The organism is Devosia sp. MC532, assembly GCF_016461625.1.
Classification (GTDB): Bacteria; Pseudomonadota; Alphaproteobacteria; order Rhizobiales; family Devosiaceae; genus Devosia.
This window is the reverse complement of sequence record NZ_JAEMNZ010000009.1, coordinates 1-12555: the sequence shown is the minus strand read 5'-3', so window position 1 is coordinate 12555 and position 12555 is coordinate 1. Positions and strand designations below refer to the sequence as shown.

Here is a 12555-nt window from a genome sequence, read left to right as displayed (position 1 = left end):
CGAGGGACAGCTTAGAAGAAGATGTCGTCGAAATCGTCGGCATCTTTTTTCTTGGGCTCAGGGTCCGTCACGCTGACTTCGGACGCTTCGCTCAAGAGCTCAAAACCGTCAGTCTCGCTGAGTGGGCTGACCACAATGGGCTCTGGCTCGGTGCCGAAATCATCAAAGAAGACATCCTCTTCCGCAGGGGCTTCGACAGCGGCAGGGGGTTCGGCTTCAAAGAGATCGAAATCGCCTAGGTCAGAGCTTCCAGAAGCCGGGGCATCGGGTTCATCAAAGCCGAAGAAAATGTCGTCATCGGCTGCGGCGGGGGCAGCAACGAGAGGGGCTCCAACCAGACGATCATGGATCTGGCGCTCTGCTTCCATGGTGTAGAGTTTGCGTAGTTTGGCAAAGATCGGCTTGAGAGCGTCAGGCAGTTGCTCTGGCGTGTCTTCGCCGCGCAATGCCTCAATTTCCGCCTTGATGGCATCGAGCCGTTCAACGAGACGGGTCTGCCCTTCGAGCCCACGCTCGGCCGCTTCGAGCAGGCGAATGACGCGCGGTGCGTCGGAGTTAAGCTGTTTGAGCGCGACCGAGATGCGCTGATCAAGCTCAAGCAGGATCGCCAATGCCGCCTTGGCCCGCCGCTCCAATTCCCCCACCGGGCCATCCGCGCTTTGCGCTTCAGCATCGTGGAGCTTGCTAGCAAATTCTGTCGCCTTCGTCAGTTGCTCCATCGCAGCTTGCGCAGCGGTGACTGTTTCAGCAGTCAGCTCGCGCAACTGCATGGCGATAATGGTAAGCGGCGCGCCGCGCGGCCCCATCTGGGCGCAGCGCACGGCGGTGTTGAGGCTGACAAGATGCATGCTGGCTTCGATTTCCTGAACCGCTTCCACATGCTCGAGCAGCTTGCGCACCAATTCCTGAACGGAAATGGAGGTCGCCTCAAGCTTGCCGCGCTCGCCTTCGAAATCATTGACGGTGGTCACAGCGGTGCCCACCTGCACGTTCAGCGTCGAGATGGCCGAGCCACTGCCCTTGCCATCGCCCTGAAACTCCTTGCTCAAGGAGATGATGATGCTGGCATCCGAGACCAGCTCGCGCAGAGCGTTTTGTGCCGCGCTGACCTCATCGGCGAAGGTGTCGATGCAATCGCCAAACAATTCGTCCTGCAAGGCGGCGAGTGCCGCAAGGCAGAGCGGCAGATGCTCTGGCGCAATCGCTTCGCCTTCAAAACTGCCATTTTCGGCTAGGGTTGAGAGCGCGCTCAGCAGTGCCTCGACATGCTCAAGCCGCTGACGCGTGGCGTCGCCCACCTGCAGCGCCATGACAGTGCTGCCAATACGCCCCGTGATCTGCCGACCGACGCGTCCGGTTTCGATACTGGACTCGGCGGCGAGGAACTGATGCTGATTAAGCCCGGTAATGGCCGTGCTGAGGTTTTGCGCCAGCGTGCTCAGCGTGTTGGAATGGGTGCTTTCAAAGGCTGAGCGCTGCAGCGACGCCCGGCTCACCTCGTCGGCAAGCTGGCGATAGACCTGCGCAAATTCCTGAATGGTTTTGCCCGCCGTATCGGACAGGGTTTTGATGTCAGCGGTGAATACCTCGAAATCATCGTCATTGCCGACAATCCCTGCGGCGGTGACGCGCGCATTGATCGAGACAATGCCCATCATTTTGATAGTGCGGCGCAGGGCATCGATGGGCGAGGAGGCTGCGGTCACGACCCCCACGAGGCTATCGAGATCGGTCTTTTCAAAATCAAAGCGCTCGGACAGCGTCAGAGCGCGACCCGAAACTGCATCGAGATGCTGAACCGCTGCGCCGACTTCCTCGCCCTGCAAGGCGCTGGGCATAGCTTCGAACAATCGGGTGAGCGTATTGAGCAAGCTTGCCCCTTCGCTCAGGCGATCGCCAGCGTCGACAAAGGCCGCTTCAATGGCTTCACGTGGTTTGCGCACGTCCTCTACGAGGGCGCGAAGCTGTGCTGGATCAAGCTGAATGGTCATGCGCTGTCTCCAGAGCTGTTGTGAGCATGGGCAAAGGCGGCGATCTCGGCGGCCATGCGATCGAGCGGGCGAATTTTTACCGCCGCGCCGCGCTGCACCGCTTCCTTGGGCATGCCATAGACCACCGAAGTCGCCTCATCTTGCGCGATGGTGGTGCTGCCCATGCCGCGCATTTCAAGAAGGCCGTTTGCCCCGTCGTCGCCCATGCCGGTGAGCAACATGCCCAAGGCATTTTTGCCAGCGGACTGCGCGACCGAGCGGAACAGAACATCGACAGAAGGACGATGGCGCGCGACATGAGGGCCATCGTCCAGACGCACGGTGTAGCGCGCGCCATTGCGCACCAAAACCATGTGCTGATTGCCTGGGGCGATGAGCACCTGACCGGGCAGAACCACATCGCCATCTTCAGCTTCTTTGACCGTGACGGCGCAGGTGGTGTTGAGGCGGCGCGCAAAGGCGGCGGTGAATTTTGCCGGCATATGCTGGACAATCAGAATGGCCGGGCTGGTTTCGGGCAAGGCCTCAAGCACTTCGCGCAAGGCTTCCGTGCCCCCGGTCGAGGCGCCAATGGCAATTAGCGGCTCTGTCTGCGGCAAGCGCGCGATAAGATTGGTGCGGCGCAGATCGGTGAGCGGCGGCAAAATCGCGTCTGCCGTCAGCTTGCCCTCGACCTTGATCTGGGCGACCGGGGCCGCAACGCGGCGCTTGGCCGTGCCGGGCATACGAGCATGGGCTGCGGCCTTGGCCGCATCGCAAATTCGCATGCTCGATTCATGCAGGAACTGCGCCGTGTCCATCTGCGGCTTGGCCACAATATCGACGGCGCCCGCTTCCATCGCCTGCAAAAACATGTCGCTGCCGTCTTGCGTTAGGCTGGAGCAAATCACCACCGGAATGGGGCGCTGGGACATGAGTTTGCGCAGGAAGGTCAGCCCATCCATGCGCGGCAATTCGATATCGAGGAAGATGACATCGGGCACTTCATGGCGAATGCGTTCCACCGCCACATAGGGATCGGTTGCCGTCGCCATGACCTCCAGCTCGGGGTCCGAGTTGATGATATCAGAGAGCGCCGTGCGCACTGAGGCGCTGTCATCGACAACCAGCACGCGAATTTTGGAGGTGGTCAGCTCAGTCATGCAGCTACCGTTGTTTTCTGGAACACCGCAGGGGCGATTTGGTGGAAACCGGCCGAGGTCCCAATCATGGATTCAGAATGGCCCAGAACCAGATACCCACCCGGACGAAGGTGGCTCATCAGCCGTTCTATGACCGCCTGCTGATCGTTTTTCTCAAAATAAATCAGAACGTTGCGCAGGAAGATGATGTCCACGTCACGGTCAACCGGATAGCTGGTTTCCATCAGATTGAGATAGTTGAAGCGCACACGCTGGCGCAGTTCAGGGACGATCCGCACGTCGTTGCGGATCCCATTGCGACGCGAAAACATGAGGTAACGGCTTTGCATCGCCTTAGGCACAGGGGCGATTTGCTCTTCTGGATAGATCGCCATCTGGCCAATTTTGAGCACCGAGCGCGACACGTCCGTCGCTAGGATCGCATAGCGGAAGTCTTTGCTTTGGGCTTGCATCTCGGCGAGCACCATAGCGGTTGTGTAAGCCTCGGCTCCCGTTGAGCTTGCCGCGCTCCAAATTTTGAGAAGCGGCGAAGCTTCACCCAGCCGCGCCTTGAGGAGCTGCGGGACCATGCGGCTACGCATCAGCTCGAAATGATCGCTTTCGCGGAAGAAATCGGTCTTGTTGGTCGTTACCGCATCGATGAGATAGGGCAGCTCCTTATCGAGCCCGCCCTGACGGAACAGATAATCACCATAGGTCCGGACACTCTTGAGCGAGAGCGCGCGCACGCGCTTGCGCAGACGCCCCTCCACCATCGACTGTTTGGCCGGAGGCAAACGAATGCCGATCTGCGAGGAAATAATGCTCGCGATGCGGTCATAGTCGACGCTGGTCAGGTGATCGAGTTCACCCACAAGCGATGGAGTGGCGGAGGAATGCAAAGTGAGTTCCGAACAAATGGAGGCACGACCGGCTGAAATGCCGATCGTGAAGGGGTCAAAGAGCGTGGGTGGCCGCAGAGACTTCTTTTTTCAGAAGCCGGTCGAGGTCGAGGACAACGACAAATTCGCCTTTGCGTCGACCGACGCCAGCAATGCCGTGATCACTCCACCCACTGTTTACCGTTGGCGCAGGATCAAGCGTGTCATCGTCGAGAACGGTGACTTCAAAGACCCGGTCGGTCTTGAGACCCACTGTCATGCTGCCATTGGGCCCTTCCACCGACAGCACGAGAATACGACTGGTTTCGGTGTCCGCAGCGGCGGGCATGTCCAAGGTCAGACGCAGATCAAGCACCGGGACCGAAGTGCCCCGCACATCAATCATGCCCAACAGATAATGAGGCGCACGCGGCAGGCGTGCGATTGGCCGAAGATCCAGAATTTCCTGCACCTTGCCAACCGGCACGGCGAACACTTCGTCAGCGACGCCTAGGGTAACGTATTGAGATAATTCAGCCATTCGACAATCCAAAGCGCCGCGAAAACGCAGCAATCGTTTGTGTGTCCGGCCGCTCACGAAGAGCGACCGGATCGTTTAAGAGTTGAACGGTCAGACGTTCGGGCGCCGGGCGAACTCGCTGTCGAATTCGTCCTGACCATCATCGCTGAGGTCGAGATCGAAACCGCCACCCTGGGCTGTCTTGGAAGACGCAGCTTCGGACTTGCGGGCTGGCGCACGCACAGGCTTGCTCTTTTCAACCGGTGCTGGATCGACGCGCTTGGTTTCGCGCGCTTCTTCTTCGAGGCGGAAGTAGCTGATCGCCTGTTCGAGCTGTTCGGCCTGCGCCGCCAACTGATCCGAGGTCGACGCCATTTCTTCTGCCGCAGAGGTGTTCTGCTGGGTGACCTTATCAAGCTGCTGGATGGCAGCGTTGACCTGCATAGCGCCAGCACTCTGCTCACGGCTACCCGCCGAGATTTCTTCCACCAATTCAGCGGTGCGCTGAATATCGGGAACCAGCTTTGCAAGCATGTCGCCTGCCGACTGCGCGGCCTTAACCGTCGTGCCCGAAAGGGTCGAGATTTCGGCAGCAGCACTCTGGCTGCGTTCCGCAAGCTTGCGCACTTCAGAGGCCACAACCGCAAAACCACGGCCATGTTCACCAGCGCGCGCCGCTTCCACTGCCGCGTTCAGCGCCAGAAGGTCGGTCTGACGGGCGATTTCCTGCACGACCATGATCTTTTCAGCAATGGTCTGCATGGCGTTGACCGCATTGGTCACGGCTTCACCCGAAGCCTTGGCATCAGCGGCCGACTGGCGCGCGATCTTTTCGGTTTGGGTAGCGTTTTCAGCCGACTGCTTGATGGTCGCAGCCATCTGTTCCATCGAGGCCGAAGCTTCTTCAGTGGACGAGGCCTGCTCGGTTGCGCCCTGGCTCAGCTGTTCGGCCGTGGCCGACATTTCCTGGCTGCCCGAGGCAACATTGCGGGTTGCGTTGACGACTTCGGTGACCACTGCGCTGAGCTTACCGGTCATGGCGTTAAGCGCCTTGATCAGGTCACCCACTTCGTCATTGCTCTTTACTTCGACCTTAGCATTGAGATCGCCATCAGCAACGGCTTCCGCCAGCTTAACCGCACGGCCGAGCGAACGGGTGATTGCGGTGGTGATGAAGATTGCAGCGACAATGGCAGCAAGTGCCGAGACGATCATTAAGCCGAGAAGGAAGTTACGTTCGGTCTGATAACTTTCCTGTGCGTCCACAACAGACTGCATCAAGAACTGAGCATTGCGGTCGATGATATCATCAATGATCGCATTGGCCTGTTCACGCAGCGGCACAGCTTCATTAGACTTCAGGAAGCTCTGATAAGACGAGCGCTCGAGCGCTAGCTCTACGGTGGCGTCCATGACTGTCGCCAAGGCGTTTAGCTTCTTCATCGCGTCCGCGAAAACCGCCACTTCGCCAGCGACAGCGTGGGTCTCGAGACGCGTGACGCCATTCAGCATGCGGTCCAGAACCGTGCGATATTCATCCGCCAATCGGTCTTGTGTTTCTGGATTTGCGCTGTGGAGCAGAATATCGCGATGCTTACTGAACAGCGCGGCGGTGTCTTCTGCCATGCGCGTATAGCCGACATAAGCATCAAACGCAGTCTGATCACCAGCCTCAAAGCGTGCGCGTGCCATGTCACGCAGCTTGGTTGACGCATCGTCAAAGGCAAATTTTGCGGCGATCCCATCGCTAGAGGTCAAGTCATATGCGAGATCATCAGAGCTACGAAGAGTGAGGACTGCCACCTCTTCAAGGACTGGCCAATAGGCATCCACCAAGGCCACAAACTCTTGGAACTGCGCAACTTCATCCGGATTGGAGAAGCGTGGTGCGACATCATCAATGCCGGCACGCAGAGTCGTGTAGGCCTGTTGCACCTGCGCGTGAGCCGCCTGACGGCCAGCAAGATTAGTCTCTCTCTGCAGGAACGCACTCTGCAGGCTAACATAGGTCAACGCTGCTTTAAGATCGGACAGCTTAACCGAACGCGCGGCGACGTTGCTAATAAGGTAGCTGGCCCGTTCGTTCTGTGTGGCCAAGCTATTGATGGCGAGCAGATTGCCCGCACAGGCCAAGATGAGAATGAAGCCGAAAACAGCGGCTAGCTTTAGTTTAATAGATAGGCGCACTAAGCGAGCCTTTCTTCTGATGCTGCACTAGGCGCTATTCTGGCGCCCTGACTTTGAAAGATGCGTCCCAGATCGGGAATGATGATGAAGCCGCCGTCGCGCTTGCCGATGGATTTGACCAGTTCGGCAGGCCAGCGCATGCCCACTTTGGGGGCGTCTTCGATAAATTTGCTCTCGATGTCGGTGACGTCGCAGACCTTGTCGGCCAAAACGCCGAGGATGGTCGGCTCGCCATCGATGTCGAGTTCCATGACGACGACACGCGTGTCTTGATCGGCGGGTGGACGGGGCATGTTGAACACGACCCGGAGATCGGTCAGCGGCACCACGCGGCCACGAAAGTTAATCAGATGCCTCGCGAACTCTGGAGCATTGGGCACGATTGTGACCGGCACAGGCTCAAGGATTTCGCGGACACGTTCGGCTTCGAGGGCGAAAATTTCGTCGCCCAAGCGAATGGTGAGCGCTTTCATATCGGATGGGGTCATGATGCGGCCCTCTCAGAACGACCAACGTAGCTTTGTCCTGCCGACACGAGATGAGCTGTATCCAGAATGAGCGCGACAGAGCCGTCGCCCAAAATGGTGGCGCCCGAGAAGGTGCGGATGCCGCTGTGAAGGCGCGACAGCTGTTTGATCACGGTCTGGTTGTTGCCAATGATCTGATCGACCACGAGACCGACGCGACCTTCGCCCGAAGAGACGATGACGACCTTCTGGTATTCATCGGTCTCGCCCGGGGTTTGGAACACTTCGCGCAAGCGCAGATAGGGCACGAGGCTCCCGCGGATATCGAGGAAATTGCGGCCCGAACGCGTCGCTTCTGCTTCAGCGGTCAGCTCAACACATTCTTCAACGGCGGCCAAAGGGATGGTGTAGAGCCCATCGCCAACGCGCACCAACATGCCTTCGATAATCGCCAAGGTCAGCGGCAAGCGCAGGCTTGCCGTGGTCCCGGCACCGGGATTGGTGTTGAGCTCGATGGTGCCGCGCAGACCATCAATGGTGCGCTTAACAACATCCATGCCCACCCCGCGTCCGGAGAGCGAAGTGACCTGCTGGGCGGTCGAGAAACCGGGCGCGAAAATCAGCTGATAGAGCTCTTGATCGCTCAGCTTGGCATCGGCGGAAATCAGCCCGTTTTCTTCAGCCTTGGCGCGAATACGCTGAGCGTCGAGCCCGGCACCATCGTCGGTCACCGAAATGGCGACTTCGGCGCCGGAATAGGTCGCCGAAAGGCGCACGAGGCCGGTTTCCGATTTGCCGCTCGCGCGGCGACGATCTGGGCTTTCAAGCCCATGATCCACCGCATTGCGGATCAGGTGCACCAGAGGATCGGCCAAACGTTCGATGACGTTTTTGTCGAGCTCGGTGTCCTCGCCGGCGGTAACAAACTCAATCGGTTTGCCCAGCTCGCTTGAAAGGTCATAGACCAAGCGGCGGAAGCGGCTGAACAGCGTGCCAATCGGCACCATGCGAATGCCCATGGTCGTATCGCGCAGACCAGAGGACAGGCGTTCCAAATCTTCCGCGACCGATTTCAGCGTCGCATCGTCCGAATGCGCGGCGAGCTGGCTCAGGCGCGCTTGCGCAATCACCAATTCGCCAACCCGATCCATCAGCTCGTCAAGACGCTCCGCTGGAACGCGCAGCGACGTTGATGCAGCTTTGTCGCCTGTCGCATCGGCCTTGGCCGGGGCAGCAGGCTTCGACACCGAGCTCGGTGCAGGTTCGGCGGGCTCCGAAACGGGCGCAGGAGCGGCTTCTGGTGCCACCTCGACCAGCGTTAATTCCATGGCATCGCGCAGGAACATGAAGACGTCGTCGATCGCATCGCTTGGATCGACAGCGTCGATATCAACGCGCCAGCCGATGTGTGGCACTTCAGGATCGAGCGTATCGAGGGCCGGAACGCGCTCGGTCAGCGCCATGACTTTGGTTGGGCCAATGTCGGCAAGTTCAGCAAGCAAAAGCTGCGGATTGGTGCCAAAAACCAAAGCGTCCGACGGCAGATAAAACTCAAGCCGCCAGGTTCTTATGTCGTCCTGTGCCACCCTAGGCGCGACAGGAGCGACATCAGCCGCTGGCGCAGTTGCACTGGAGCCGACGATAACGCGCAGGCGCGAGAGAATAGCGTCACCGTCGACGTCGGTCTCCTCGTCCTCAATCAGCGCGCTAATGTAATCCTTGGCTTCGAGGGCAATATCGATCAGGCGCGAGCTGGCGTCGCTCTGGCCCTTGCGGACGCGATCGAATGCCGTCTCGAACTCATGAACGAAATTGGCCACCGTGGTGAAGCCAAACATCGCCCCGGAGCCCTTGATGGTGTGCAGGGCGCGAAAGCTGGAGTCGATCAACGCACGATTCTGCGGATCTTGCCCAAGGTCAAGCAGCCCGCTTTCGAGCTCTTCCAAAAGATCACGTGCTTCCTGACGGAATGTTTCCGCAGGATCTATCCCGATCATGCGCCCGTGACTTTCTTAATAACCGCAAGCAATTGGTCTTGCTTAAAGGGTTTAACGATCCAACCGGTAGCACCGGCGTCTTTGGCCTGGTGCTTGAGCTCGTCGTCGGACTCGGTGGTCAGCAAAATGATCGGCACACCCTTGCTCGAGGGGTGCTCACGGAATTTACGGACAAACTCAATGCCGTTCATGACGGGCATGTTGAGATCGGTCAGCACGGCATCGATCGGCTGCGCGATCGCCTTTTCGTAGCCTTCGGCGCCATCGGCAGCCTCAACCACGTCATAACCGGCAGTCATGAGCGTCATCGACACCATCTGCCGAATGGAAGCAGAGTCATCGATGGTCAAAATGGTTTTAGCCATAGTTCAAGCCTTCACTTCTGTTCAGGATTAAGGGGCCAGAACGACAGGTCGGCTTGACCAGCTGACAACAGCCCCAAGCTTGTAAGCGCGTCCACGAGGGCGGGAGCAAGCGGCTCTGCCATGCGCACTGTGGTCTCGTTTTGATCCGCCAAACGCTTGGCAGCCAGCAGGGTCTGCACGCTGGTGAGATCAGCATGAGTGACCGCCTGCGTGTCGACGAGGAGTGTTGCGTGATCTTGAAGGGCCTGACGCAAAACTTCCGCCACATTGGTAGCGGCTTTGACGCCAATGTCGCCGTCAAGACGAAGAATATGCTCGAGCGTACTGGTCATACAGAACCTCGAGACGAGCGGTTGGCGGTGGAAGGCATTCTGTCTTTCTGTCGTTCTTCTGCCGACAGGCGTGAGCGATCCGTCCCTTGCAATTCATCAATTACAAGAAGGAATTCGCACCCATGCTGTGAGCGGCACGCAGTAACTAGCTGCCGCTCATGAATCAGACGTTACTTTTGTTGTGCGCTTACAAAGGGTTATGAAGTCACGACGCTTGGTTAACAATCAACTTCGACAAGTGAATCCAAGAAATTAGATTCTACTGGCGAGTTAATTCAGCTCCATTTCTCACTGCCGAGCCACTACCGCTTCGGGCACCCAACTAAACACTAAAGCAAAGCTTGTTTTTCACCGCGCAAGACAGCAGGCGGTGACTCTGGGCTCAACGCCCGGCAAGAGATACAACTGTCGCGCAGACCAGAGCACCTGCGCAGAACGCGACAAAAATGCTGTTCTTGTCCTCTAACGCTCACCCAAGTGTGAAGGCACTGAGGCGACTGCGACAAGATAGCCCGCCTCAAGAAATCCCTTAAATTTCGAGCGCTCCGAACGCGCAACCATACATTACAAAAACGGCACACCTGAGGTACGCCGTTCCAAAAAAGCTCTTAGTGTCCGCTTAGACCCAAACCAGTTAGGACGCTATTTTACGATCTGCTCTGCATCGGCACGCCAGACGCGGAAACGCAGCTCAACGTCCTCGGGCGTATAGACAACGACAGGGAGCTTGCTGTTGTAGCGCAGCAGCTCTTCATCGACGCTGCGCACGAAGGCTTCACGCTTGGAATCATCGGGGCACCCCATCATGGTCGAAGCGCCGTTACCGAGTTCGTCGAGCACATAGTAATTGTAGCCCCAACCTTCGACAGTTTCCTCATCGAGTTCACCGCCAAACATATGGTTGTTGCAATCGATCTCCATCGACTTGCCGACGATCAACTCCAGCTTGAGTTGGTCTTCGTTTTCTTTAGGGGGCAGGACGATGACATGTTGCTTCTGACCGGGTTTAGCCGCTGGATAGGGCGACAAATCAGGACCGGACTGAGCAAATCCCGCACCAGTGGCAGCACTCATGACAATACCGGCGAGGAACAGAGGCACGAATTTCATAAACAAGTCCAAGTTTGAGGCAGATGCTGAACCAACACCCTAACTTGGAAAAAGTTTCGTCACGAAGAGGCGACTAACTTTTGAAACCCAAAATCCCCACCACTGAGGATAAAGGCCCTGCTCTGAAAAGAGACAAGGCTCCCGGGCGTCAAGCACCGGAAGCCCTGTCTCAAAAAAATTAGCGAGTTACTGGACGAAGAGTGTCCTTGTCCACGAAGATCAGCTTCGTCGAACCATCGGCGTAAGCGGCTTCAACGCGGATCACTTCACCCCATGCTTCAACGCTAGTGGCATTGATGCCCTGCTCAGCCAGAAGAACGGTTGTGACATAGGTCGAGCGGCCGAACACTTCGTCCTTGGAGAAGTGGCTTTCTGCGAAAGCTGCGGTCGAAGTGAAAGCGACGGTCGCGACGGTTGCGATTGCGAGGGCCTTGAGTGACATAGGTTAAATCCTTTTTGTATGTCGTTCGTGGCCAAGATATGGGGCCGTACGCGACACAAAAAAGAAGGCGTTTTCACAACGGACTGTGCAGGATTGCAGAACAATCACATTATATTGATAATGATTGCAAAACCAATCTCGAGTCAACGGCGTCGTTCGCTGCCGCCGTTTCTAATCCGCTAATGCCGCGAGAACGGCCTCTCGATGGGGCGACCCAAGGCGTCCACCAAAGGTCTTACATTTGAGAGCCGCAGCGACATTGGCGAATGCAATCGCTTCGCGGATGCTTTGACCTTCTGCAATGGCGAGCGTGAAGGCGCCGTGGAAGACATCGCCCGCGGCAAGCGTATCAATAGCGTCTACTCTTGGAGGAGGCAGGTGGCAGAGCGCACCGTTTTCCTGCCAATAACAGCCGTCTGCACCGTCGGTGATCGCGATAAAACCCGCGTATCGCCCAGTGAGAACAGCGAGTGCCTCCACCACGCTGTCTCGTTCTGCAACTGTCAAGGCCGCGGGCGCAGAAAAGACGGTATGTGTCGCCAGTTTTGCGAGCCGATCAATAACGTCCACCGGTCCAACATCGGCATCAAGGACTGCGATATTTCCGGCATCACATGCGAGCGATAGCACGCGCTCTGCACCCTCGGGCCATCGCACATCAACCTCGACCGCGTCTGCCCCTTGAACCAAAGCCTCTGGTATCCAGGCCGGATCTGCACCTAAGCCCTTATCATAATAGGGCAGGACAAGGCGCTCCCCTGCAGCGTCGACAACGACCGCGCTGAGCGGAGTGGCCACGCCATCAAAGCGACGTACAAAAGCGCAATCGACACCCTCGTCCATGACCTCGCGCAAAAACTGATCGCCCATGAGGTCATTGCCAATTCGGGCGATCAGCGACACGTCACCACCCAGTCGGCGGGCTGCAATAGCGGCACTGGTCGCCATGCCATGCGCAGAGACGTGCTCCCACTAATTCGGACCATTTTGAACTGGAATTTTCCAATTATGATCCCTTGGTCGGGATATGGAGATTTCGATGAAGACGTCCAAGTTTACCGAGGCGCAGATCGCGTTCATTTTGAAGCAGGCGGAAGACGGTACGCCGGTGGCCGAGGTTTGCCGGAAGGCCGGACTTGCTG

Annotated in this window: 13 protein-coding genes; 1 reads left to right on the top strand and 12 read right to left on the bottom strand. The window is 57.8% G+C overall.

All coding sequences use genetic code 11. From position 1 onward, the window contains the following. Positions 1-11: 11 nt before the first annotated feature. From JHC09_RS11965 to JHC09_RS11910, 12 genes are all read right to left on the bottom strand, one after another. Positions 12-1991 (bottom strand): hypothetical protein, encoded by a 1980-nt coding sequence (locus JHC09_RS11965; RefSeq protein WP_199532117.1) that lies wholly within the window; start codon positions 1989-1991, stop codon positions 12-14. Beyond that, positions 1988-3133 (bottom strand): chemotaxis response regulator protein-glutamate methylesterase, encoded by a 1146-nt coding sequence (locus JHC09_RS11960; protein ID WP_169195603.1) that lies wholly within the window; start codon positions 3131-3133, stop codon positions 1988-1990. The genes JHC09_RS11965 and JHC09_RS11960 overlap by 4 nt, the downstream gene beginning before the upstream one ends. Then, the gene (locus JHC09_RS11955; protein WP_349236546.1) at positions 3130-4014 is read right to left on the bottom strand and encodes a protein-glutamate O-methyltransferase; all 885 of its coding nucleotides are present in this window, start codon (positions 4012-4014) and stop codon (positions 3130-3132) included. The genes JHC09_RS11960 and JHC09_RS11955 overlap by 4 nt, the downstream gene beginning before the upstream one ends. Positions 4015-4069: 55 nt before the next feature. Further along, on the bottom strand, positions 4070-4534 hold the full coding sequence (locus tag JHC09_RS11950; RefSeq protein ID WP_199532116.1) for a chemotaxis protein CheW: 465 nt from the start codon (positions 4532-4534) through the stop codon (positions 4070-4072). A gap of 90 nt (positions 4535-4624) precedes the next feature. Beyond that, on the bottom strand, positions 4625-6700 hold the full coding sequence (locus JHC09_RS11945) for a methyl-accepting chemotaxis protein (protein ID WP_349236545.1): 2076 nt from the start codon (positions 6698-6700) through the stop codon (positions 4625-4627). Beyond that, complete coding sequence (locus JHC09_RS11940) at positions 6700-7188, bottom strand: chemotaxis protein CheW (protein WP_248308998.1); 489 nt, start codon at positions 7186-7188, stop codon at positions 6700-6702. The genes JHC09_RS11945 and JHC09_RS11940 overlap by 1 nt, the downstream gene beginning before the upstream one ends. After that, on the bottom strand, positions 7185-9164 hold the full coding sequence (locus JHC09_RS11935) for a chemotaxis protein CheA (protein WP_199532115.1): 1980 nt from the start codon (positions 9162-9164) through the stop codon (positions 7185-7187). The genes JHC09_RS11940 and JHC09_RS11935 overlap by 4 nt, the downstream gene beginning before the upstream one ends. After that, on the bottom strand, positions 9161-9529 hold the full coding sequence (locus JHC09_RS11930; protein WP_199532114.1) for a response regulator: 369 nt from the start codon (positions 9527-9529) through the stop codon (positions 9161-9163). Before JHC09_RS11930 ends, JHC09_RS11935 begins: the two co-directional genes overlap by 4 nt. An 11-nt stretch (positions 9530-9540) precedes the next feature. Continuing rightward, on the bottom strand, positions 9541-9861 hold the full coding sequence (locus JHC09_RS11925; RefSeq protein ID WP_199532113.1) for an STAS domain-containing protein: 321 nt from the start codon (positions 9859-9861) through the stop codon (positions 9541-9543). A gap of 642 nt (positions 9862-10503) precedes the next feature. Then, the gene (gene eco, locus JHC09_RS11920) at positions 10504-10971 is read right to left on the bottom strand and encodes a serine protease inhibitor ecotin (protein WP_199532112.1); all 468 of its coding nucleotides are present in this window, start codon (positions 10969-10971) and stop codon (positions 10504-10506) included. A 178-nt stretch (positions 10972-11149) separates the two neighbouring features. Then, the gene (locus tag JHC09_RS11915) at positions 11150-11413 is read right to left on the bottom strand and encodes a PepSY domain-containing protein (RefSeq protein ID WP_199532111.1); all 264 of its coding nucleotides are present in this window, start codon (positions 11411-11413) and stop codon (positions 11150-11152) included. 171 nt (positions 11414-11584) lie between these two features. Beyond that, complete coding sequence (locus JHC09_RS11910) at positions 11585-12361, bottom strand: PfkB family carbohydrate kinase (RefSeq protein ID WP_199532110.1); 777 nt, start codon at positions 12359-12361, stop codon at positions 11585-11587. A 91-nt stretch (positions 12362-12452) separates the two neighbouring features. On the opposite strand from JHC09_RS11910, the gene JHC09_RS11905 reads away from it, so the two are divergent. After that, positions 12453-12555 (top strand): transposase (locus JHC09_RS11905; RefSeq protein WP_199532109.1); only part of this gene is annotated, 103 nt, incomplete at its 3' end.

Excerpts from the sequence above, each read along its gene's own strand:
- JHC09_RS11965 (WP_199532117.1), bottom strand. The coding sequence starts at position 1,991 with ATGACCATTCAGCTTGATCCAGCACAGCTTCGCGCCCTCGTAGAGGAC.
- JHC09_RS11960 (WP_169195603.1), bottom strand. The coding sequence starts at position 3,133 with ATGACTGAGCTGACCACCTCCAAAATTCGCGTGCTGGTTGTCGATGAC.
- JHC09_RS11950 (WP_199532116.1), bottom strand. The coding sequence starts at position 4,534 with ATGGCTGAATTATCTCAATACGTTACCCTAGGCGTCGCTGACGAAGTG.
- JHC09_RS11940 (WP_248308998.1), bottom strand. The coding sequence starts at position 7,188 with ATGACCCCATCCGATATGAAAGCGCTCACCATTCGCTTGGGCGACGAA.
- JHC09_RS11935 (WP_199532115.1), bottom strand. The coding sequence starts at position 9,164 with ATGATCGGGATAGATCCTGCGGAAACATTCCGTCAGGAAGCACGTGAT.
- JHC09_RS11930 (WP_199532114.1), bottom strand. The coding sequence starts at position 9,529 with ATGGCTAAAACCATTTTGACCATCGATGACTCTGCTTCCATTCGGCAG.
- JHC09_RS11925 (WP_199532113.1), bottom strand. The coding sequence starts at position 9,861 with ATGACCAGTACGCTCGAGCATATTCTTCGTCTTGACGGCGACATTGGC.
- eco (WP_199532112.1), bottom strand. The coding sequence starts at position 10,971 with ATGAAATTCGTGCCTCTGTTCCTCGCCGGTATTGTCATGAGTGCTGCC.
- JHC09_RS11915 (WP_199532111.1), bottom strand. The coding sequence starts at position 11,413 with ATGTCACTCAAGGCCCTCGCAATCGCAACCGTCGCGACCGTCGCTTTC.
- JHC09_RS11910 (WP_199532110.1), bottom strand. The coding sequence starts at position 12,361 with ATGGCGACCAGTGCCGCTATTGCAGCCCGCCGACTGGGTGGTGACGTG.